This is a genomic window from Streptomyces sp. MNU89, assembly GCF_020982505.1.
In the GTDB taxonomy this organism is placed as follows: domain Bacteria; phylum Actinomycetota; class Actinomycetes; order Streptomycetales; family Streptomycetaceae; genus Streptomyces; species Streptomyces xinghaiensis.
In genome coordinates this window covers 5,254,133-5,275,313 of the sequence record NZ_JAJKLL010000001.1, presented here as the reverse complement: position 1 = coordinate 5,275,313, position 21,181 = coordinate 5,254,133, and the positions used below count along the sequence as shown (strand labels likewise).

The following is a 21,181-nucleotide window of genomic DNA, read 5'->3' as shown; positions in this document are numbered from 1 at the left end:
TCCGGACCCAGCGGGCCCTCTCAACCGCTCCGAACCGGCACCACTCCTCCGCGGCCCCGCCGCGGAACCGCGCCGCACGCGGCCTGCGTTCGCCACGCGGGTGCGGCGCAACCCAGCTCGGACCGCAAGGCCCCGCGCCACCCCTTCCCCGGGTGGCGCGGGGCCTTCGGCGTTCCCGGACCCGCGAACGGCAAGAGCGGCAGGAACGGCGTGGAGCGGGCCGGAGATGCCGGTGGCGTGGCCGAGGGAGCCCTGACCCGGCCCGGGCCGGGTCAGGGACGCCGGGTCGCCGGACGGGCCGCGCGGGCCACCGCCACCACGGCTTTCTCCAGCGCATAACCGGGGTCGGCGCCACCGCCCTTGACGGCACCGTCCGCCTCGGCGACGGCCCGCAACGCGTCGGAGACCCCATCGGCCGACCAGCCGCGCATCTGCTGCCGCACCCGGTCGATCTTCCAGGGCGGCATGCCCAGATCCCGGGCGAGATCACCGGGCCGGGCCCCGCGCGGGGCGGACGCCAGCTTGCCGATGGCCCGGACCCCCTGAGCCAGCGCGCTGGTGATCAGCACCGGGGCGACACCGGTGGACAGCGACCAGCGGAGCGCCTCCAGGGCCTCGGCGGCCCGGCCCTCGACCGCCCGGTCGGCGACCGTGAAGCTGGACGCCTCCGCGCGGCCCGTGTAGTAGCGCGCCACGACGGCGTCGTCGATCGGGCCGTCGACATCGGCGGCGAGCTGCGAGCAGGCGCTCGCCAGCTCCCGCAGATCACTGCCCAGGGCATCCACCAGGGCCTGGCACGCCTCCGGCGTCGCCGACCGCCCCGCGGCACGGAACTCGCCCCGGACGAAGGACAGCCGGTCGGCGGGCTTCGTCATCTTGGGACAGGAGACCTCCCTGGCCCCCGCCTTGCGCGCCGCGTCCAGCAGCCCTTTGCCCTTGGCGCCACCGGCGTGCACGAGCACGAGGGTGATCTCCTCGGCGGGCGAGCCCAGATAGGCCTTGACGTCCTTGACCGTGTCGGCCGAGAGGTCCTGGGCGTTCCTCACCACCACGACCTTCCGCTCGGCGAAGAGCGACGGACTGGTCAGCTCGGCCAGGGTGCCGGGCTGCAGGACGTCGGGCGTGAGGTCGCGCACGTCGGTGTCGGCGTCGGCGGCGCGCGCCGCGGCGATCACCTCCCGCACGGCGCGTTCCAGGAGCAGCTCCTCCTGGCCCACGGCGAGCGTGACGGGGGCGAGCGGGTCGTCGGTCGTCGTCTTTCTGGCCATCGCGGTCCAGCATCCCACGGGGCGCCGACAGCGCTCGCCGGGTGGACCGCCCCTGCCCGACCCCGCGGCCCGGGCCGCGGCCGCCGGTATCGCACAATGTGCGGATGAACGGAGCACACCCCGCCCGACGAGCCCGCCCCGGCCGGGGCGGAAGCCGTACACCACCTGCTGGTGCTGCCCGACCGGGACGCGGCCGAGGAAGCGGCCGCCGAGGCCGTGGAGCGCTTCCGCCTCGGCAGGGAACCGGAACTGGTACGGGAGGCGCTCGCCGGTGAGGACGACGCCGAGGACGCCCAGTGGCTGGTGGTGATCGAGGAGCCGGCGCCCGACCTGGACCCGGCGGCCCTGGACGCGCTCGCCGCCGAGTACGACGGCTGGCTGGAGTCGGATTGACGCCGGGAGCGCGCGGGTCCGGCCGGGGCGGGGACGGAGCCTGCGCCGATGAAGGGACAATCCCGAACAGCCTCCGATGATCGAGCCCGACAGCGAACCGGTGGAGCAGGGCCGCCACCCGTACTGGACGGTCGAGTACGTCCACACCCACGGCACTCCCCGGGATGGCGGTCTCACCGCCGATTTCCTGGCCTGTCTCCACAGCGGCACCGCCGAGAACGTGATGCGTTCCCACGGCCGCGTGCCCTGCGTCGGCCACCGCTCCCTGCCGGAGTCGCTCTGCCGGCCGTGACGGCGGCGCCCGGCCGGGCGGGCGGACCGGTCACCGCGATTCCCCCGTCCGTGTCCGTCCGCAGCACGACGGCGCCCCCGGCGCGGAGGGCGGCGACCGTACGCGGAGCCGGATGCCCGTAGTCGTTGCCGGCCCCGCAGGAGATGACGGCGATCCGGGGCCGCAGCCGGGCCAGCAGCCCGGGGTCCTGGCGGGCGGAGCCGTGGTGGGCGACCTTGAGGACGTCGACGGGCGGCAACGGGACGGTGGACGCCAGGCGTTGCTGCGCGGGCGGTTCCAGATCGCCGAGCAGGAGCAGGGTCAGTCCCGCGGTGCGGACCAGCATGGTGACACTGGCGTCATTGGCACCGGTGGCCGCGGTCCGGCCCGGCAACGGCCAGAGGACCCGCCAGGCGACCGGGCCCAGTCGGCGCTCCCCCGGAGTGGTCCGCAGCACCCGCACTCCCGCCGCTGCCGCTGTCCGGCGCACGAACGCGGCCTGGCCCGGCGGCTCTTCGAGCGTCGTCGTCTCGATGGCGCCGACCGCCCGGCCCCGCAGCACACCGGGCAGACCCGCCACATGGTCCGCGTGGAAATGGGTCAGGACCAGAAGCGGGACGTGCCGGATGCCGAGGCTCCGCAGACAACGGTCCACCGCCTCCGGCTCCGGCCCGGCGTCGACGACCAGGGCACGGTCCCCGCCCGCCGCAAGCACCAGGGCCTCTCCCTGGCCCACGTCGCAGACGGCGAGCCGCCACCCCGGCGGAGGCCAGCCGGTGACGAACCGCGGCAGCGGGCCCGGGCGCAGCACGACCGCCAGCAGGACCAGGGCGCAGGCGGCGCAGAGCCACGGGTGGCGGGCCAGCCGCGGCGCCACCGGCACCAGCAGCACCGTGAGGGCGGCGAGCAGCAGCCCGCCGGTCCAGCCGCCGGGCCAGTCCAGCTCCGCGCCCGGCAGCGCCGCGCCGGTACGGGCCACGGCCGCGATCCACTCCACCGGCCAGGCGGCGAGCCGGGCCAGTGCCTCGGCGGCCGGCATGGCGAACGGGGCGGTCGCGAGCGCGGCGAAGCCGAGCACCGTGGCCGGGGCCACGGCGAGTTCGGCGAACAGATTGCACGGGACCGCGACCAGGCTCACCCGCGCCGCCAGCACCGCGACCACCGGCGCGCACACGGCCTGCGCCGCCGCGGCGGCCGCCAGCACCTCGGCGAGCCGGCCCGGTACCCGCCGCCGCTGGAGGGCCGCGCTCCAGCGCGGAGCGATGGTCAGCAGGGCACCGGTCGCCAGAACCGAGAGCAGGAAGCCGTAGGAACGGGCCAGCCACGGGTCGTACAGGACGAGCAGCAGCACCGCGGCGGCCAGCGCGGGCAGCAGTGATCTCCGCCGGCCGGTGGCGATGGCCAGCAGGGCGATCCCACCGCAGGCCGCGGCCCGCAGGACACTCGGCTCCGGCCGGCACACGATGACGAAGCCCAGGGTGAGCAGCCCGCCGAGCAGGGCCGTGCCGCGCAGTGGAATCCCGAACCGGGGCGCCAGGCCACGCCGTTCGGCCCGGAGTGCCAGATGTGGTGGCCCGATCAGCAGGGCCAGCACGATCGTGAGGTTGGCTCCGCTCACGGAGAGCAGATGCACCAGGTCGGTGGCGTGGAAGGCCCGGTCGAGATCGGCCGGCACCCGGGAGGTGTCGCCCACCACCAGTCCGGGGAGCAGCGCCCGGGCATCGGCCGGCAGCCCGTCGGACGCCTCCCGCAGCCCCGCCCGCAGCTCACCGGCCGCCCGCTGCACGGCGGTTGGTCCCCGCACCACCGCCGGCGGTCCCTTGCCGCCGACCCGCAGCACCGCGGCCATCCGGTCTCCTCCGCCCTGCGACGGCACGGCCCGCGCCTCCAGCCGCAGCCGCGTGCTCGGCAGCAGCCTCAGCCACGCCGCCCGCTCCCGCACGCCCGTGCGCTGTCCGCCCCGGCCTCCCGTGTCGGCCCGGAGCGGAACGATGAGGAGCACCGGGGTGCGGACCTCGGTGGCCGCACCGTCCGCAGCCGTGACCCGCCGGGCCTCCGCCGTCAGCACCACGGCGGGCGGACTGCTGCGTGGACCGTTCACCTGCGGACGGGTGAGCCGCGGATCGCCCGTGACCGTCACCTCGGCCGTGATCTCGGCCGACTGCCGTGCCAGGCCGGGCAGCGGTCCCCGGTACAGATCGGCGGCGTGCAAAGCCCCCGAGCCCGCCGCGGCCGCCGCGCAGAAGAGGGCCGTCGCGAGCGCGACCCGCGCGCTGCCCCGGCGCCGGGGCACGGCCGTCCCCGCCTCCGGCCCCGTTCCGGGCGGATCGCCCGCCGCCCGGCCGGGAATCCGGCTCCGGCCGCGCGCTCCCGGGCCGTGGGCGAGAGCTGCGAGCAGCAGCGCCAGGCCCACCGCCGCACAGCAGACCGCGCCGACCGCCGCGACGGGGGGCCGGACGCCGACCGCCACGGCGGCAGCCGCCCAGGCGGCCAGAGCGCACGGCAGCAGCCGCAGGTCCGGACCCTCCGGACGCGGGCGCGGAGAGACCGCGCTCCGCCCGGGGGAGACGGCGGGGACGGCCGTCCCGGTCATGGCCGCACCAAGGGCTGGAGGTCCGCGAACCGGCGGTCGCCGATCCCGTTCACCTCGCGGAGCTGGTCGACGGAGGTGAAACCCCCTTGGCGGTCGCGGTGCTCGAGGATGCGCCGGGCCAGGACCGGTCCGACACCGGGAAGGCCGTCGAGTTGTTCGAGGGTGGCGGTACTGAGACTGACCGGGCCGGCGACCGCGCCCCCGGGTGCCGGACCGGGCGTGCCCGCCGCTCCCCCGCCGGTGGCGGCCGCCGGTGCGGGACCACCCACCACGATCTGCTCACCGTCCAGGAGAAGCCGGGCCCGGTTGAGCCCGGCGGTGTCCGTGCCGGGACGGACACCGCCCGCCGCCTCCAGCGCGTCCGCGACCCGCGATCCCGCGGGGAGCCGGTGGATCCCCGGCTCGCGGACCTTGCCGGCCACGTCCACCACGACGGCGCGGTCACCGGCCGGCCGGGCGGGGCCGGGGGCGGGAGGAGCCGGATCGGGCTCCCCGGTTCCCGGAAGGGCCGCCGGATCCGCCGCGCCGGCCGGCTCGGCCGAGGGCACCCGTACCGTCTCGGGGCGTCCGCTCCAGAAGTGGTAGCCCGCGAATCCGACCGCGACCACGAGCAGGACGGCGAGCGCGGCGAGCGTCCTCGGGTCCGCTCCGCAGCGGAGGCCCACCCACAACGGAAGCCGTTCGCAGAGGGCGAGCCGCCATCGGGCGGACCACGGCAGCGGACGCTCCCGCACCCCGCTCCGCCCCGGCGTGTCCGGGGCGCTCACCGGTGCGGGCACGGGTTCGGCCGGCGGCTCCGGTTCGGGGACGACCGGCTCCCGGGCCGGAAGGCCACCGAAGAGGGCCGTCGCGCGCGCCCTCGTTCCGTCCGGTGCGTCCCGGCGGTCGTGAGGCGTCGTACGACGAGACCGGTGCCGGCGCCGGGCGCGGTGATCCGCCCCGGGCCTTCCGGGGCCGCGCGTGGCGCCGCGGGCCGGCCCCGACGGGGTCGTCACGGAGTGTGATCGGATGTCCATGCGGTGACGGTAGGCCGGGTGTCCGTCCCCGGCAGAACGGTCCGAAATTCCGTGGACAACTCGCCGGTTGTGGAAAACTCCGTGACCGTTTCGGATGAATGTCCGCTCTCAGGCCACCAATTCGACCCATCTGCCGCTTCACTGCGAGGCATGAGCCGTTTCCGTCTTCCCGCCTCGCCGCTGCCCCGTCTCCGTGCCCTCCTGGCGCGCTGCTTCCGGATCCGCCGCACCGGGTGGTCCGCCGCTCCGCTCACCGTCCTCACCCGGCCGCCGCGTCCGCCGGCGGCGCCGGGCGGTGTTCCCGCGGCCCCGCTCCCCCGCGGTACGGAGGGTCCGGCCCAGACCGCGGGCCGCGCGCGGTCAGATCCGCGGCGACAGCACCACGCCCAGCAGCCCGGGTCCGGTGTGGGCGCCGATCACCGCGCCCACCTCACTGACCAGAAGTTCGGCCAGCCCGGGCACCCGCCTCCGCAGCCGGTCCGCCAGGGCCTCCGCCCGTTCCGCCGCGGCGAGATGGTGCACCGCGACGTCCACCGGGCCGGCAGCGGCCCGTTCCACGACGATCTCCTCCAGCCGCGCGATGGCCTTCGACGCCGTGCGCACCTTCTCCAGCGGCTCGATTCGCCCGCCGCCCAGTCTCAGCAGCGGTTTCACCGCCAGCGCCGAACCGAGCAGAGCCTGCGCGGCGCCGATCCGGCCGCCGCGCCGCAGGTAGTCGAGGGTGTCCACATAGAAGTAGGCCGTGGTGCCCTCCGCCCGCTTCTCGGCCGCGGCCACCGCCTCGTCCAGAGTGCCGCCGGCCTCCGCGGTCTCCGCGGCGGTCAGGGCGCAGAAACCGAGGGCCATCGCGACCATGCCGGTGTCCACGACCCGCACCGGCACCGGCGCCTCACGTGCAGCGAGCACCGCCGCGTCATAGGTGCCGGACATCTCCGCCGACAGATGGAGGGAGACGATCCCGGTCGCCCCGGCCACGGCCGCCTCACGGTAGGTGGCCGCGAACATCTCCGGGCTCGGCCGGGAGGTGGTCACCGGGGTCCGGCTCCGCAGCGCCTGGGCGACCGACCGTGCCGAGACCTCGGTGCCCTCTTCCAGGGCCCGGTCACCGAGGACCACGGTCAGTGGTACGGCCCTGATGGCGTGCCGTTCCATCGCCTGCGGCGGCAGATAGGCCGTGGAATCGGTGACGATCGCGACATGGCGGGACATGAAGGGGAGGCTATCCGGGGATGACATGCGCGGACAGCACGGGGGCGGCCTGCCGGCCACCGGTCCCGGAGCGCGACGCCGGCAGGAACCGGGGCGGCGGGCCCGGAGCCGGGGTGCGGAGGACCGGCACTCTCCGGCCGGACGCCGCCGGTACGGACTCCGGTCCGGTCGGACCGACGGCCGTCGGCGGCCCCGCGGCGGCGGCGGACGCGCCACCGCGCGGACGGCTCACGGGGTGCGGGAGGCTCATGTGGTGCTCTCGGGGCGCCGGGTCTTCTCCCAGGGGAAACCGGTGCGCAGCCGGGAGTCGCGGGCCGTGATGGCGGGCGGTGTCCGCGGGGCCTCCGGCGCTCCGGACTGCCCTGGGCGGGCCTCCGGCCGGGTGGCGTCCGGCCCGGCCGAGTCCCGTCCGGCGGAGTCCCGTCCGGTGGAGTGCGAGCGAACCGGGCCCGGCCCTGCGGGGGCCGCGGCGTCCGCAGGCCCGGCGTCACCGCCGGCCAGCGTCCGGCCCGGGGTCTCGGCCGGCGTCCAGTGCCGCAGGGCGCCCGCCTCCATCTGAATCTGTCCGGTGAGGTCGCCCAGGTCGTCGTCGGCGAACTGGCGGGCGCGGTCCTGTGCGGCCCAGCGCAGGGAGTCGGCCGAGTGCACGATCCGCTCGGCGCGTTCCCGCAGTCCGGGAAGGCATGCGGCGACCCGGCTCTTGTCGGGCTCGTTCTCCAGGCGCTTCAGCTCGGCGTCCAGTTCCCTGCCGTGCGCGCTGAGCCGGTCGAAGAGGCCGAGCGCCTCTCCGAGCGAGGCGTCCTCCGGCGCGGCCGCCCGCAGGGTCTCCTGGGTGGCCCGCATGGAGGTGCGGAGCGAGAGCCGGAGTTGGGCCACCTCGCCGGCCGCCCCGGGCAGGGTCAACTGCCGGGCCTTGAGCGTGGTGTCCTCGACGGTGCGGCGGGCCTGCGCGACCGTGCGGTCGACACCGCGTTTGGCGGCTCCCACGGCCTTGGCCGTCGCATACACCCCGCCCGCGACGAAGAGCACGAAGAAGAGGATCACCACCAGAATCGCGGCTTCCATAAACGCTCCCTCGCAGTCTTCCGTCCACCGGTGCGCGGCGTCCGGAACATTCGCCCGCACAGTGGGGCACCGCGCGCCCCACCCCTCCACGGTAAACGCCCGGGGCGGGGCGGGGGTTCCGTACGACCCCCGGGCCCGCCCGGGAAAAACCCTGAGAAACCCCTACGGGCCGCCGGTCACGCCGGGACGATGTTGACCAGCTTCGGGGCCCGCACGATCACCTTGCGGATGTCCGCGCCGCCCAGCGCGGCCCGTACCGCGTCCTGCGCCAGGGCCAGCGCCTCCAGTTCGCCCTCGGCGATGGACGGCGCCACCTCCAGCCGGGCCTTCACCTTCCCCTTGACCTGGACGACGCAGGTGACCGTCTCGTCCTGGGCGTAGGCCGGGTCGGCGACAGGGAAGGGCTCGTGGACCACCGAGGTGGTGTGGCCCAACCGGTGCCACAGCTCCTCCGCGATGTGCGGAGCCAGCGGCGCGACCAGCAGCACCAGCCGCTCGGCGACGGTCCGGGGCACCGGGCGGCCCGCCTTGGTCAGATGGTTGTTCAACTCGGTGACCTTGGCGATCGCCGTGTTGAAGCGCAGTGCGGACATGTCCTGGGTGACGCCGTCGATGGCCTTGTGCAGGGCGCGCAGGGTGGCCTCGCCGGGTTCGGCGTCGGTGACGGTCACCTCGCCGGTGTTCTCGTCGACGACGTTGCGCCACAGGCGCTGCAGCAGCCGGTACTGGCCGACGACCGCGCGGGTGTCCCAGGGCCGGGAGACGTCCAGCGGGCCCATCGCCATCTCGTACAGGCGCAGGGTGTCCGCGCCGTACTCGGCGCAGATCTCGTCGGGCGTGACGGCGTTCCTCAGGGACTTGCCCATCTTGCCCAGCAGCCGCGTCACCTTCTCGCCCCGGTACCAGAAGGCGCCGTCGCGCTCCTCGACCTCGGCCGCCGGGACCGCGATGCCGCGGCTGTCGCGGTAGACGTAGGCCTGGATCATGCCCTGGTTGTACAGCTTGTGGAAGGGCTCGGCGGAGGAGACGTGCCCCAGGTCGTACAGCACCTTGGACCAGAAGCGGGCGTACAGCAGATGCAGCACGGCGTGCTCCGCGCCGCCCACGTACAGGTCGACACCGCCGTGCGGCTGCCCTTCGCGCGGGCCCATCCAGTAGCGCTCGATCTCGGGATCGACCAGCTTCTCGCTGTTGTGCGGGTCCAGGTAGCGCAGCTCGTACCAGCAGGAACCGGCCCAGTTGGGCATGGTGTTGGTCTCGCGGCGGTACATCCGGGGGCCGCGCCCGTCACCCAGGTCCAGACGCACGTTCACCCACTCCTCGTTCCGGGACAGCGGGGTCTCCGGGGAGGTGTCGGCGTCGTCCGGGTCGAAGGTGCGCGGGGAGTAGTCGTCGACCTCGGGCAGTTCCAGCGGCAGCATCGACTCGGGCAGCGCATGGGCGACGCCGTCCTCGTCGTAGACGATGGGGAACGGCTCGCCCCAGTAGCGCTGGCGGCTGAACAGCCAGTCGCGCAGGCGGAAGTTGACGGTGCCCTCGCCGATGCCGCGCTCGGTCAGCCAGTCGGTGATCCGCGCCTTGGCCTCGGTGACGGTCAGTCCGTCCAGCGACACGTCCTCGCCCGCCGAGTTGACGATCCGGGCGTCGTACGAGGCGAAGGCGTCGTCCCAGTCGGCCGGGTCGGTGCCGCGGCCGTCGGACGGCTCGACGACGCAGCGCATCGGCAGCTCGAAAGCGCGCGCGAAGGCGAAGTCACGGCTGTCGTGCGCCGGTACCGCCATGATGGCGCCTGTGCCGTACCCCATCAGGACGTAGTCGGCGATGAAGACGGGCACGCGCTCGCCGCTGACCGGGTTGACGGCGTACGCGCCGGTGAAGACACCCGTCTTCTCCTTGGCCTCGGCCTGCCGCTCGACATCGGACTTCGACGCGGCCTGCTTGCGGTACTCGGCGACGGCCTCGGCCGGGGTCGCGTGCCCGCCCGTCCAGACGGCGTGGGTGTCCTCCGGCCAGGCGGCCGGGACGATCGAGTCGTCGCCGGAGACCAGTTCGTGCTCCGGGGCCAGCACCATGTAGGTGGCACCGAACAGGGTGTCCTGCCGGGTCGTGAAGACGGTGATCGCGCGCTCACCGCCGGCGGCCGTGCGCACCGGGAAGTCGACACGGGCGCCCTCGCTGCGGCCGATCCAGTTGCGCTGCTGCAGCTTGATGGCCTCCGGCCAGTCCAGCGCGTCGAGGTCGTTCAGCAGCCGGTCGGCGTAGGCCGTGATGCGCATGTTCCACTGGCGCAGCTTGGCCTTGAAGACCGGGAAGTTGCCGCGCTCGGACCGCCCCTCGGCGGTGACCTCCTCGTTGGCCAGCACGGTGCCCAGGCCGGGGCACCAGTTGACCGGCGCGTCGGAGGCGTAGGCCAGACGGTACTCGCCCAGCAGACCGGCCCGCCCGGCCGCGTCCAGCTCGCTCCAGGGGCGCCATCCGGCGGGAGTGTCGCGCTCCCCGCTCTCGAACTGCTCGACCAGGGTGGCGATGGGCCGGGCCTTGTCCGCCACCTCGTCGTACCAGGAGTTGAAGATCTGCAGGAAGATCCACTGGGTCCACTTGTAGTAGTCCGGGTCGATCGTGGCGAACGACCGGCGCTTGTCGTGGCCCAGGCCCAGCCGGCGCAGCTGGGCCTTCATGTTCTCGATGTTCGCCTCGGTGCTGGCCCGCGGGTGCGTGCCGGTCTGCACGGCGTACTGCTCGGCGGGCAGGCCGAAGGCGTCGAACCCCAGGGTGTGCAGGACGTTGTGGCCGGTCATCCGGCTGAAGCGGGCGTAGACGTCGGTGGCGATATAGCCCAGCGGGTGGCCCACGTGCAGTCCCGCGCCCGAGGGGTAGGGGAACATGTCCATGACGTACTTCTTGGGCCGGCCCACCGCGTCGGCGCCGCCGTCCGCGGCCAGGTCACCGGTGGGGTTGGGGGCCTCGTAGACGCCCTCGGCGTCCCAGAAGTCCTGCCAGCGTGCCTCGATGTCGGCTGCCAGGGCCGCCTCGTACCGGAAGGGCGCCGTGGCCGGCCCGGGGGCGGAATGGGTGTCGCTCATCGTCTCAAAGCTCCATCGATCGTCTCGGCCGTCTGCGAGGCATGTTCCGGAAATGGAAAAACCCCTCACACAGGAGGGGACGCCGCGCCGATTCCGGCCTGGTGGTTCGTCCACCGGCCGGGACTGATCAGCGCGGCTCGCTAAGCAGAAGGCGTACGGCACGCATGCGTGTCAGGGTACCGCAGCGGTCCCGGCCGACGCACCGAGCCGCCGATTGAACGCTGGGCGCTCCCGCTCCGTATTGGTCGTTCGAGCAAATATCCAACTCGCCCGGACGTTGCCGGACAGGCCACTTAGCATGCGGAGCCGGGACCCCTTCTTCGCACCACAGGAGTCGCCTCGCATGAAACCTCACCGCAAGGTTCCACGGAACATGTCCTCCATACCCAAACCGGCCGCATCGCAGACGAAGGTCTTCGCCGCGTCGGTCGCACTCCTGATCGTGATCCCGCTCATCCTGGCCCTGGCCACGGGTGAGCGTTTCCGCGCCTTCCTGGACTTCGGTGCCGGCGTCCTGTCGCTCCTCACTCTCACCGCGTCGGTGGTGTGGGGCCTGATCGCGGCCCACCGGCTGCTGCTGAACCCGCGGGACCGGCTGCTGGCGCAGGGGGTCCACCGCGCCGTCGCCGTCGCCTCGCTCGGTTTCATGGTGGTGCACGTCGCGGTCAAGGTCTCGCTGGACCACGCTCCCCTGATCGCCGCCCTGGTCCCCTTCAGCCTGGGGATCACCGGTACGGGCGGGCTGATCGGGATGGGCTCGATGGCGGCCTACCTCATGGTGATCGCGGGCTCCACCGGCGCGCTGCGCAGCACCTTCGTGCCCAACCGGGAGGTCGCGGGCCGCTGGCGCGCCATCCACGCCGTGGCCTACCCGTCGTGGTGCTTCGCCGTGATGCACGGCCTCTACGCGGGTCGTCCCGCCGCGGGCTGGGTGACCGTCATGTACGGGCTGTCCCTGCTGGCCGTCGGGCTGGCGGTGGCGGCGCGGCTGCTGCCCCCGCCGCAGCGGCGCAGGATCGCGCAGCTGGTGCTGTCGGTGATGCAGCCGGAGGCCCTCGGCGCGGGACGCGGCCGCGCCGCGGCGGCCGAGGAGGGCGCCCGCCGCGACACCTCGGTCTCCCCGCTGCCGGGCGCGGGGGCCAGGCCGCGCAGCGCGGCAGCGTCCGCGCCCGCCTCCGCCGGCGTCCGCGACGAGATGCGGCCACCGCTCGACTCGACCCGCGCGGTGCCGATCGGCAGCGGTCTGGGATCCGGTCTCTCGGCGGGTTACCGCGCGATGGCGTCCGACCAGACGTCCGGCGGGCCGGGGGGCTCGTTGTCGGCGCCGGCCGGCCAGGGCTTCGCCGAGGCGCCCACCCGGCAGATGCCGACCTTCGCGGACTCCGGCGGCGGGACGGGCGGCTATGGCGGGACGGGCGGATACGGCGGATCGGACGGATACGGCGGGACGGACGGATACGGCGGCTGGGGTGGGCCCGGCGGTCAGGTGGGCCAGCCGCTGACCGGCTCGGTGACGGGCCAGGGCGACCCGCTGACGGAGCCCTTCCCCCGGCAGATGGGCGACCCCTCGGCCGGACGCGGCCCGGACCCGCTGCGCGATCCGCTGACCGAGCCGTTCCCCGGCGTCACCCATCTGGCATCATCCGAGCGCTGGCCGACGCCGTCCCCGCCGCCGCCCGCACCGGCCGAGAACATCAGGCCCGCGCCCCAGCCGGACCCGCTGACCGACACCTCGACCGGATTCTCGTATCCGCCCCCGCCCGGTGAACCCTGGCAAGAGACCGCAGGAGGCCGACCATAAACGCCGAGCTGCCCGACGTACTCGATCTCCGGGTCGTGGGAGTCCCCCAGCTGACCGCCGGCCTGGACCTCGCCCACCGCCTGGATCTCGACATGCACCTGAAGGTGCACGGGCCACTCCAGCCCATGCCCGGGGAGCGCCTGGCCGAACTGGCCGAGCTCATCTCGCTGAAGGGCAAGGGCGGCGCCGGCTTCCCCTTCGGCAAGAAACTGCGGGCGGTGGCCAAGTCCGCGATACGCCGCGGGGTCCGCCCCGTCGTCGTCATCAACGGCAGTGAGGGGGAGCCCAACTGCCGCAAGGACACCCTGATCATGAACCGGGCCCCCCACCTGCCGCTGGACGGGGCCCTGCTGGCGGCCGAGGCGCTGGGCGCCCGCACCCTCGTCATCGCCGTCACCCGGGACTCCACCGAGGCGTCCATGCGGCAGGCCCTGGCCGAGCGCGGGCTCTCGGACCGCCGGGGGCAGCCGCTGCGCGCGCGGGTCGTGCGCACGCCCGAGCGGATGGTCTCCGGCGAGTCCTCGGCGGTGATCCGGGCGGCGAACGGGGGGCCGTCGCTGCCGCCCGGACGCAAGGTCCGCGCCTCCGACTCGGGGGTGGCCAACGCGCCCACGCTGCTGTCCAACTGCGAGACGTTCTCCCAACTCGCCGTGGCCGCACGGCTCGGCGCCGACCGCTACGGCAGCATCGGACTGAGCACCGAGCCCGGCACCGTCATGCTCACGGTCTCCGGTTCCGTGCCGCGGCCGCTGGTCATGGAGGTGCCCAGCGGGGTGCCGCTGCGATACGTCCTGGAGCTGGCCGGGGCCCCGCCGATGCCGCAGGGCGTACTCTCCGGCGGCTACCACGGCAAGTGGATGGACGGGATGTCGGCGCACGGCGCCACCATCTCCCGGGCCTCGATGGACGCGGCGGGCGGGGCTCTCGGCGCCGGCGCGCTGCTGCCCCTCAGCCCGGACACCTGCCCGCTGGGCGAGTGCCTGCGGGTCGCCAACTGGCTGGCTGCGGAGACGGCGGGCCAGTGCGGCCCCTGCAAGCTCGGCCTGCCCGCGGCGGCGGCCGGGCTCGCGGAGGTGCTGGGGGGCGGCGGCCGTACGGCGCTGGAGGCGCTCCGGCAGGTCACCCAGTCGGTGAAGGGCCGCGGCGCCTGTGCCCACCCGGACGGCTCCGTGCGCTTCCTCACCTCCTCACTGAGCGCCTTCACCGACGACCTCGCGGCGCACGCGCTCCAGGGCGGCTGCGGCCGGCCCACCCACGGCGTGCTGCCGCTCCCGTCGCCCGGCTACCAGGAGGAGGGCATCCCCAGCGGGCAGAAGCTGATGGTGGACTGGACCCTCTGCAAGGGCCAGTTGATCTGCGTGGGGGTGCTGCCCGAACTGGTCCGGCAGGGCCCGGACGGCTACCCGGTGCTGGCCGACACACCCGTGCCGCTGCATCTGCAGGGCGAGGCGCAGCGGGCCGTTCGCCGCTGTCCCGAGCTGGCGCTGCGGCTGGAGGAGGCCCCGGCCCCGCGCAACGCCATACCGCCCTCGGGCGGCCGCAAGGCGCTTCCGCGCGGCGGCGGCTGAGTCGGGCCGTCACGGCCACCCCCGGTGCCCCCGCCCGCGTCCCGGTGACGCGGGCGGGGGCACCGCGCGTCGGGCGTCCGTACACACGGCGGGGGCAACCCCACGGGCAGCGGGAACCACACTCCGGGAACGACAGAGCGGGCCGTCCGATCGGACGGCCCGCTCTGTTCACTGTGGAGCTAAGGAGAATTGAACTCCTGACCTCCTGCATGCCATGCAGGCGCTCTACCAACTGAGCTATAGCCCCGCGCTCCGGCCCCGGTTCCCCGTGGCGGCTGCGCCAACATTACACGGACTCCACCGCTCGACGCCAAATCATTCTCCCGCGGGCGGATCATCCGCGGGCCCCGCCGGGGTAGTCGTCTGGCCAAGGGTTGTCCCGTAATCCGCGGTGGGGCAGCGCGCGGCGTCGGATGCGGTGCATCGCAAGGCGGAGGGGCGTCCGCATGCTGGATGTGTGCGGACGTTCCGACAACGCGGCGTGGGGGCGCCCCCGGCCGGAGGCTGGGGGAGTGCCGTAGCCGGCGTCGCGCCCCGCCGGGGATTACGGGACAACCCTTAGCATCGGTCCCCGCACCCGGAGCACAGCCGGGTCCGTCCCCCGAACCCGACTGGAGCCCCGCAGCGTGACCGCTACGGAGTCGGCCGACAAGGCCCTCGCCCCGTCCCTCCCGCCGGCGACGCGTGAACTGATCCGGGGCCGGCCGATGCTCACCACCCTGGCGTGCTGCCTCCTCTCCTTCGCGCTCTTCTGGTGCGCCCAGCGCCTGGCGAACGTCACGATGATCGACCTCATGGTCTACCGGGCCGAGGGCTGGGCCGCGCGCGCCGGGGCGGACCTGTACGCGATGCGCGCCACCGAGGCCCGGCTGCCGAACACCTATCCGCCGTTCGCGGCACTGCTGTTCATGCCGCTCACCCTGCTCGGGGTGGACGAGATGCGGACGCTGGCGACCGCGGGGAACCTGGTGCTGCTGGTGGTGCTCGTCCATCTCACGCTGCGGCTGGTGGGCCGCCCCCTGTGGTGGCCCCGCGCGGCGGTGGCACTCGCCCTGGCCTCCGCGGCGGTCTGGTGCGAACCGGTCTGGACGACGCTGCGCTACGGCCAGATAAACCTGCTGCTGGCGGTGCTGGTGCTGTGGGACCTCTCCCGGCGCCCCGGGGACGCCGGCTACCGCTGGGCCGGTCTCGGCATCGGGATGGCGGCGGGGCTCAAGCTGACGCCGGCGCTCTTCGCGGTCCTGCTGGCCGTGGCGGGCACCGTCCGGGGATGGCAGCGGCTGCGCGGGCGGCGGACGGGTTCGCCGGGCAGGACAGGTCTTGCCGGCCATGCGGGCCGGGCGGGCGGGACAGGCCGGGCGTGCTTCTGGAACCCGCTGCTGCGGCAGGCGCTGACGGCGTGCGCCGCGTTCCTCGGGACCGCCCTGCTGGCCGCGGTGGCGCTGCCGCGCGACTCACGCCGCTTCTGGACCGAGGTGATGTTCAACACGGACCGTCCCGGCCTCGTCGAGCAGACCGCCAACCAGTCGCTGCGCGGGGCGCTCGCCCGGCTGCTGCACACCCCCGATCCCGGGCTGTGGTGGGCCGGGGCGGCCGCGGTGGTGGCCGTCGCCGGGCTGGCCGCCGGGACGGCCGCGCTGCTGGCGGGGCTGGACGCCTGGGCCGCCGTGGCCTGCGCCATGACCGCCCTGCTGGTGAGCCCGGTCTCCTGGTCGCACCACTGGGTGTGGTGCATACCCCTGCTGGTGCTGCTGGGTTCGGAAACGCTCCACCGTTCCGGGCGGCGCGTGTGGCGCGCGGCCACCGCCGCCTCCGCGCTGCTCTTCTGCTCGTACGCCCTGTGGTGGGTGCCGCACACCCCGGGCGCGCGGGCGGAACTGCGCCAGAACGGCGCTCAGATGCTGCTCTCGGCCGGGTATCCGCTGTGCGGCGCGGCGTTCATCGGCCTCACCGCGGTCGTCGCGGTACGGGCGCTGCGGCGCCGGGCCGCGACGGCGGCCGGGGCCGGGGCGGAGCCGGCGGCCGGAGCGGGTCCGGCGCGGTGAAGGGGTGGGCGCCGGTGCCGGGAGGGTCAGGCCGTGGCGAACGAGTAGAAGCGTTTCAGCGTGCAGTACTCGTCGAGCAGACGTCCGTAGATCGGCTCGCCGTCGAGCTCGCGGTAGGTCTCGATCGGATCGCCGACGATGATCAGGGCCCGCGCGCACTCCTCGCACCAGTACTGGTAGTCGGAGTCGAGCGGTTCCATGTCGCGGACGACGGGCGTACCGCTGCCGCACCAGTCGCACTTCCGGCTGTGGGCACCCATCAGTCACTCCAGCTGTGGCCACAGGCCGTGCAGACGTAGGAAACTCCGCCGTTGTCCCCGAGCACCTGGGCGACCAGGGCCGATCCGCAGGAGGGGCAGTGGAGAAGGGGCACGGTGCTGCCGAGAGGACGGGCCGGCGCCTCGATCGTGCTCGTCGGCATCTGACTCCCTCCCCTTCCGACGTCCGATTCTGCCACGGGAGCACCGGCCCGGTCAGCGCCCACGGCACAGGAGTCGTCCGCCCGCGGTCGCTGTCGTTCCGGTTCCTCCCGCAACGCGACGATCCCGCCTCCCCGGAGGGGAGACGGGATCGCATGAGGGTGGAGCTAAGGAGAATTGAACTCCTGACCTCCTGCATGCCATGCAGGCGCTCTACCAACTGAGCTATAGCCCCGTGTTCGCCGCGCACCGGCCGGGTTTCCACCGCCGCGCTGTGAACGAGCAGAAGCTTAACCGGTGACCAGCCGGAATGAGAAATCCGCCCCCGGGCGCCCGGTGTGCGGCCGCGGCCGGGCCCGCGGCGCCGCTCGGGGCCCCGCCGGCCGGTCCGTCAGGTGTCGTCGCCGAGCACCGGCTCGGGCAGCGTTCCGGCGTTGTGCTCGGTGAGCCGCCAGCCGCGCACCCCTTCGCTCAGCACGGACCAGCAGCAGTTGGAGAGGCCGCCGAGCGCCTCCCAGTGGTGGGAGTCCAGGCCGAGCAGCCGGCCGATGGTCGTCCGGATCGTGCCGCCGTGGCTGACGACGACGAGCGTGCCGCCGTCGGAGAGCTTGTCGGCGTGGCTCATGACCACGGGCGCCGCCCGGTCGGCCACCTCGGTCTCCAGCTCGCCCCCGCCGCGGCGCACCGCCTCGCCGCGCTTCCAGCGGGCGTACTGCTCGCCGTAGCGCCCGACGATCTCCTCGTGGGTCAGTCCCTGCCAGCTGCCGGCGAAGGTCTCCCGCAGTCCCGCGTCGTGGGTGACCTCCAGGCCGCACAGGACGGCCAGCTCGGCGGCCGTGTCGGCGGCGCGCCGGAGGTCGGAGGCCACGATCGCCTGCGGCTCCAGGGCCGTCAGCAGCCGGGCGGCGCGGCGGGCCTGGGCGACGCCGGTGCCGGTCAGCTCGATGTCGGTCGTCCCCTGGAAGCGGCGCTCCACGTTCCAGGCCGTCTGGCCGTGCCGCCAGAGCACGATGCGGCGGCCGCGGCCGTTGCTGCTGCCGTTCAGTTCAGCTCACCGTCCTGCCCGGCCCCGTCGGCCGCGCTCTTCGCGTACTCCTCGGACCGGCCCCGGGTCGCGGCGGCGTCGGCGGGCAGTTCCAGCTCCGGGCAGTCCTTCCAGAGCCGCTCCAGCGCGTAGAACACGCGCTCCTCGCTGTGCTGGACGTGCACGACGATGTCGACGTAGTCGAGCAGCACCCAGCGGGCCTCCCGGTCGCCCTCGCGGCGCACGGGCTTGACGCCCAGTTCCTTGTTCAGCCGTTCCTCGATCTCGTCGACGACCGCCTTGACCTGGCGGTCGTTGGGAGCCGAGGCGAGCAGGAAGGCGTCGGTGATCGACAGCACGTCGCTGACGTCGTACGCGATGATGTCGTGCGCGAGCTTGTCGGCGGCCGCTTGGGCGGCGGCGTTGATCAGCTCGATGGAGCGGTCCGTGGCGGTCACAGGCAGGCTTTCGGTCGAGGAACGGAGGACCGGCCGCGGTGCCCCGGGGGGCGCCACGACCGGTATCCAGGATCGCACGCCCGGCGGACAGTGCCGTACGGCTCCGCCCGCCGGGATCGGCCCGGGCGCGGCCCGCTCCGGGTCCGGCCGCTACGGAGAGCCCTGCCCGGCCTCGTAGTCCTGCCCCAGGACGACCGTCACATCGGCGTTGGACGCCCCCTTGCCCTTCTTCACCGCGGTCTCCGGCAGGCCCAGCGTGACGGCGATCTCCTCGGCCTTCGCCGCCTGGCCGGCTTCGGTGTACGTCACCTGGGAGAGCTGCTGCGCTGCGTCGGCACTGCCGCCGTTCACGACGGTGTAGCCGCCGTTGACCAGGGCCACCCGCGCCTTCTCGGCGGCGCTGTCGTCACCGGTGGCGTTGCGGACGCTGATCCTCGGGGTGGCGTCCGGGTCGGCGTTGGTGACCTTGCCGCCGAGCACGTCCTTGACCACGGTCTCGGCGGTCTCCGGGGCGAGCGTGCCGTCGGGGCGCACGGGCAGCAGTTCGGTGGCGTACTCGCCGCCCTTCGCCTGCTCCCCCAGCTCGGCCAGGGAGGCGCCGAGCTGTGCCTCGGTGAGCGAGGGGTCGGCGATCTGGTTGAGGGAGCGGACGGTCTCGGTGGCCATCTCCGCCTCGCCGGGCATCTTCCGCAGCACGGCCCGCATGACCTGGCCGAAGCGCTGGAGCTGGTCGGTCTGGGCCTCGCCCTCGCGCAGCAGGGTGGCGTAGCCGACGGCCGCCTGGCCGCCGAGGCTCACGTCCTTCCCCTTCCGCGCGAGCGGCTCGTCCCCCTTCTTTGCGCCCGGGACGTCGGCGTCGGTGTCGACGGTGATCCCGCCCACCAGTTCGACGAGATTCTCCAGGTACGGGGTGTCGAGCCGCCAGCTGTGCTTGATCTCGGAGCCGAGCAGCGTGTTCAGGGCGTCGCGGGTGGGGCCGTTGCCGTCCTCCTCGACGGAGCTGCCGAGGGTCGTGGAACCGCCGCCCTCGGACGAGACCGCGAGGGCGTTCGGCAGCAGCAGGGTGGTGCCCTTGCCGGTGGTCTCGTTGTCGACCAGGAGCGCGGTGGAGCTGCCGCCGTCCTTGGTGTGCCGCAGATGCACGATGATCACGTCGCGCTTCTGGGGACCGCCGGCCGCCTGCGTTCCCTCCCCGGAACCGGACAGGCCGGGCAACTTGCCCGCGTACCAGAGGTAGCCCGCGCCGCCGGCCAGGGCGAGGACGAGGACCACGACCAGGGCGACCAGGCGGTTGCGTCCCTTGCGCTTGCGCTCGTCACGCCGCTCGGTGCGGGTCTCCGCGAACTTCAGCCAGTCGATGACGTCCTCGGCGTCCTCGTCGGGCTCCTCGATGAACGAGAACTGCTCGGTGCGGTAGCCGGCGGGGTCTCCCCCCTCGCCCGCGCCGTCCCCCCGTCCGCCGGCGGGCGCGGGCCGGGGGGCCGGCCCGTTCGCGGACTCCGCGGTACGGGTCTGCTGCGGGGGGACCCAGTTCTCCTCCCCGGCCTGCTGCGCCGCGTACGGGCGCCGGTTCTCGTACGTCCCCGGCTGCGTCTGCTGCGCGGGCTGTTGCTGCTGCCCGGTGGTGCCGGGCGCCGTCGCGCCGTAGGCGGCCGGGTCGTAGCCGTAGCCCTGCTGCTGCGGGTCCGTGTACGGCTGGTAGGGGCGGCCGTAGGCGTCGTACTGCTGGGGCTGCGGGGACTGGGGCTGGGACTGCTGCGGCTGCTGGTGGCCGTACGGGTCGTAGGAGCCCTGCTCGCCGTAGGGAGCGCCGTACGGGTACGGCTGTTCCGGCTGGTCCGGCCGGCGTGCCTGCCCGGCCTGCGCCGGGTCGCCGCCGCCCTGTGAGGGGTCGTAGTACTGCTGGGTGTACGGGTCGTAGACATAGGGGTCACGGCCGTCCTCGGGCCTCCCGTACCGCCCGGAGTGTGCGTCGTTCACCAGTGCCCCTTCCCTTGCCGGCCCGGATCGCTCAACCGGCGTCCCGGTACAGCCCGCGCTTGTCGATGTAGCGCACCACCCCGTCCGGCACCAGATACCAGACGGGTTCACCCGCCGCCACCCTCGCCCGGCAGTCCGTCGACGAGATGGCGAGCGCCGGCACCTCGATCAGCGAGACGCCGCCGTCCGGCAGCCCGGGGTCGGAGAGCGCATGTCCCGGCCGGGTGACGCCGATGAAGTGCGCCAGGGAGAACAGTTCGGGGGCGTCGCGCCAGCCCAGGATCTGGGAGAGGGCGTCCGCTCCGGTGATGAAGAACAGGTCCGCTTCGGGATTCCGGTCGCGCAGGTCCCGCAGGGTGTCGATGGTGTACGTCCGGCCGCCGCGGTCGATGTCGATCCGGCTGACCGAGAACTGCGGGTTGGACGCCGTGGCGATGACCGTCATCAGATAGCGGTCCTCGGCCGGGGAGACGTTCCGGTGGCTCTTCTGCCACGGCTGCCCGGTCGGTACGAACACCACCTCGTCCAGGTGGTACTTGGCGGCGACCTCGCTGGCGGCGACGAGGTGGCCGTGGTGGACCGGATCGAACGTCCCGCCCATCACACCCAGCCGGCGCTTCGCCGGACCGGTCACAGGCATGTCCTGCTCTCCCATGCGTGCAGAGCCTACTTCCCGGTCCGGGGCAGCGTCCCGGCCCTCAGCGGTCGCGGTTGAGCCGCGTGGTGATCCAGAGCAGCAGGAGCAGCGCGAACAGCGCGCCCCCACCGGTGAGATAGGGGTTGAGGCTCTCGTGGTTCCCGCCGTGTTCACCGCCCTCGGCGGCGAGCACGATCAGGGAGTGGGCGGAGCTGGGAAGACTCATCTCGCAGACCTATCCAGGTGTTCGTCGGGCAGGGACGCTTGGGTAGCGCCCTCATCGTAAGCGGGGCCCCGGCGCAACCTCACGCCGACTCCTTGCGTCCTAGGAGTCCGACCGGCGTCGTCCCG

17 protein-coding genes and 2 tRNA genes are annotated in these 21,181 nt (G+C 74.0%); 4 read left to right on the top strand and 15 right to left on the bottom strand.

Annotation, left to right across the window (positions count from 1 at the left end):
• Positions 1 to 272: 272 nt before the first annotated feature.
• A complete protein-coding gene (gene holA, locus E4N63_RS22465) occupies positions 273 to 1,268 on the bottom strand; it encodes a DNA polymerase III subunit delta (protein WP_125621827.1) in 996 nt (331 codons plus the stop codon).
• Positions 1,269 to 1,439: 171 nt separating this feature from the next.
• Here holA and E4N63_RS22460 point away from each other — a divergent pair, with 171 nt between their 5' ends.
• A complete protein-coding gene (locus E4N63_RS22460; RefSeq protein WP_374112814.1) occupies positions 1,440 to 1,661 on the top strand; it encodes a hypothetical protein in 222 nt (73 codons plus the stop codon).
• Positions 1,662 to 1,834: 173 nt separating this feature from the next.
• On the opposite strand, the gene E4N63_RS22455 is transcribed toward E4N63_RS22460, so the two are convergent.
• The 5 genes from E4N63_RS22455 to leuS form a co-directional block, all read right to left on the bottom strand.
• Entirely contained in the window at positions 1,835 to 4,525 is a 2,691-nt protein-coding gene (locus E4N63_RS22455; RefSeq protein ID WP_230241557.1) for a ComEC/Rec2 family competence protein, read from the bottom strand.
• The gene (locus E4N63_RS22450; protein ID WP_308188731.1) at positions 4,522 to 5,259 is read right to left on the bottom strand and encodes a ComEA family DNA-binding protein; all 738 of its coding nucleotides are present in this window, start codon (positions 5,257 to 5,259) and stop codon (positions 4,522 to 4,524) included. Before E4N63_RS22450 ends, E4N63_RS22455 begins: the two co-directional genes overlap by 4 nt.
• Positions 5,260 to 5,901: 642 nt before the next feature.
• Positions 5,902 to 6,750: a DegV family protein gene (locus tag E4N63_RS22445; protein ID WP_230241555.1), complete on the bottom strand. Its 849-nt coding sequence runs from the start codon at positions 6,748 to 6,750 to the stop codon at positions 5,902 to 5,904.
• A gap of 246 nt (positions 6,751 to 6,996) precedes the next feature.
• Positions 6,997 to 7,815, bottom strand: coding sequence for a hypothetical protein (locus E4N63_RS22440; protein WP_230241554.1), 819 nt, complete (start codon positions 7,813 to 7,815; stop codon positions 6,997 to 6,999).
• 176 nt (positions 7,816 to 7,991) lie between these two features.
• A complete protein-coding gene (gene leuS / locus E4N63_RS22435) occupies positions 7,992 to 10,898 on the bottom strand; it encodes a leucine--tRNA ligase (RefSeq protein ID WP_230241553.1) in 2,907 nt (968 codons plus the stop codon).
• 373 nt (positions 10,899 to 11,271) lie between these two features.
• On the opposite strand from leuS, the gene E4N63_RS22430 reads away from it, so the two are divergent.
• Positions 11,272 to 12,699 (top strand): hypothetical protein, encoded by a 1,428-nt coding sequence (locus E4N63_RS22430; protein WP_230241552.1) that lies wholly within the window; start codon positions 11,272 to 11,274, stop codon positions 12,697 to 12,699.
• Entirely contained in the window at positions 12,696 to 14,267 is a 1,572-nt protein-coding gene (locus E4N63_RS22425) for an NADH-quinone oxidoreductase subunit NuoF family protein (RefSeq protein ID WP_125621843.1), read from the top strand. Before E4N63_RS22430 ends, E4N63_RS22425 begins: the two co-directional genes overlap by 4 nt.
• Positions 14,268 to 14,441: 174 nt before the next feature.
• On the opposite strand, the gene E4N63_RS22420 is transcribed toward E4N63_RS22425, so the two are convergent.
• Positions 14,442 to 14,514, bottom strand: a tRNA-Ala gene (locus E4N63_RS22420).
• Between the two features lie 379 nt (positions 14,515 to 14,893).
• On the opposite strand from E4N63_RS22420, the gene E4N63_RS22415 reads away from it, so the two are divergent.
• Positions 14,894 to 16,312 (top strand): glycosyltransferase 87 family protein, encoded by a 1,419-nt coding sequence (locus tag E4N63_RS22415; RefSeq protein WP_374112813.1) that lies wholly within the window; start codon positions 14,894 to 14,896, stop codon positions 16,310 to 16,312.
• A 26-nt stretch (positions 16,313 to 16,338) separates the two neighbouring features.
• Here E4N63_RS22415 and E4N63_RS22410 read toward each other — a convergent pair whose 3' ends face one another.
• From E4N63_RS22410 to E4N63_RS22375, 8 genes are all read right to left on the bottom strand, one after another.
• On the bottom strand, positions 16,339 to 16,572 hold the full coding sequence (locus E4N63_RS22410; protein ID WP_019706682.1) for a hypothetical protein: 234 nt from the start codon (positions 16,570 to 16,572) through the stop codon (positions 16,339 to 16,341).
• The gene (locus tag E4N63_RS22405; RefSeq protein ID WP_167466102.1) at positions 16,572 to 16,733 is read right to left on the bottom strand and encodes a hypothetical protein; all 162 of its coding nucleotides are present in this window, start codon (positions 16,731 to 16,733) and stop codon (positions 16,572 to 16,574) included. Before E4N63_RS22405 ends, E4N63_RS22410 begins: the two co-directional genes overlap by 1 nt.
• 160 nt (positions 16,734 to 16,893) lie before the next feature.
• A tRNA-Ala gene (locus E4N63_RS22400) sits at positions 16,894 to 16,966 on the bottom strand.
• 156 nt (positions 16,967 to 17,122) lie between these two features.
• The gene (locus E4N63_RS22395) at positions 17,123 to 17,776 is read right to left on the bottom strand and encodes a histidine phosphatase family protein (protein WP_125621845.1); all 654 of its coding nucleotides are present in this window, start codon (positions 17,774 to 17,776) and stop codon (positions 17,123 to 17,125) included.
• The gene (gene rsfS / locus E4N63_RS22390; RefSeq protein ID WP_019709087.1) at positions 17,773 to 18,213 is read right to left on the bottom strand and encodes a ribosome silencing factor; all 441 of its coding nucleotides are present in this window, start codon (positions 18,211 to 18,213) and stop codon (positions 17,773 to 17,775) included. Before rsfS ends, E4N63_RS22395 begins: the two co-directional genes overlap by 4 nt.
• A 150-nt stretch (positions 18,214 to 18,363) precedes the next feature.
• The gene (locus E4N63_RS22385) at positions 18,364 to 20,193 is read right to left on the bottom strand and encodes an LCP family protein (protein WP_230241551.1); all 1,830 of its coding nucleotides are present in this window, start codon (positions 20,191 to 20,193) and stop codon (positions 18,364 to 18,366) included.
• Positions 20,194 to 20,224: 31 nt separating this feature from the next.
• Positions 20,225 to 20,848, bottom strand: a complete 624-nt coding sequence (gene nadD / locus E4N63_RS22380; RefSeq protein WP_125621849.1) for a nicotinate-nucleotide adenylyltransferase — start codon at positions 20,846 to 20,848, stop codon at positions 20,225 to 20,227.
• 43 nt (positions 20,849 to 20,891) lie between these two features.
• Positions 20,892 to 21,056, bottom strand: a complete 165-nt coding sequence (locus tag E4N63_RS22375) for a hypothetical protein (RefSeq protein WP_019709084.1) — start codon at positions 21,054 to 21,056, stop codon at positions 20,892 to 20,894.
• Between the last annotated feature and the right edge of the window lie 125 nt (positions 21,057 to 21,181).

Bases quoted from the DNA above. Each gene is read 5' to 3' on its own strand.
- holA (WP_125621827.1), bottom strand. From the start codon at position 1,268: ATGGCCAGAAAGACGACGACCGACGACCCGCTCGCCCCCGTCACGCTC.
- E4N63_RS22455 (WP_230241557.1), bottom strand. From the start codon at position 4,525: ATGACCGGGACGGCCGTCCCCGCCGTCTCCCCCGGGCGGAGCGCGGTC.
- E4N63_RS22445 (WP_230241555.1), bottom strand. From the start codon at position 6,750: ATGTCCCGCCATGTCGCGATCGTCACCGATTCCACGGCCTATCTGCCG.
- E4N63_RS22440 (WP_230241554.1), bottom strand. From the start codon at position 7,815: ATGGAAGCCGCGATTCTGGTGGTGATCCTCTTCTTCGTGCTCTTCGTC.
- leuS (WP_230241553.1), bottom strand. From the start codon at position 10,898: ATGAGCGACACCCATTCCGCCCCCGGGCCGGCCACGGCGCCCTTCCGG.
- E4N63_RS22430 (WP_230241552.1), top strand. From the start codon at position 11,272: ATGTCCTCCATACCCAAACCGGCCGCATCGCAGACGAAGGTCTTCGCC.
- E4N63_RS22410 (WP_019706682.1), bottom strand. From the start codon at position 16,572: ATGGGTGCCCACAGCCGGAAGTGCGACTGGTGCGGCAGCGGTACGCCC.
- E4N63_RS22405 (WP_167466102.1), bottom strand. From the start codon at position 16,733: ATGCCGACGAGCACGATCGAGGCGCCGGCCCGTCCTCTCGGCAGCACC.
- nadD (WP_125621849.1), bottom strand. From the start codon at position 20,848: ATGGGAGAGCAGGACATGCCTGTGACCGGTCCGGCGAAGCGCCGGCTG.
- E4N63_RS22375 (WP_019709084.1), bottom strand. From the start codon at position 21,056: ATGAGTCTTCCCAGCTCCGCCCACTCCCTGATCGTGCTCGCCGCCGAG.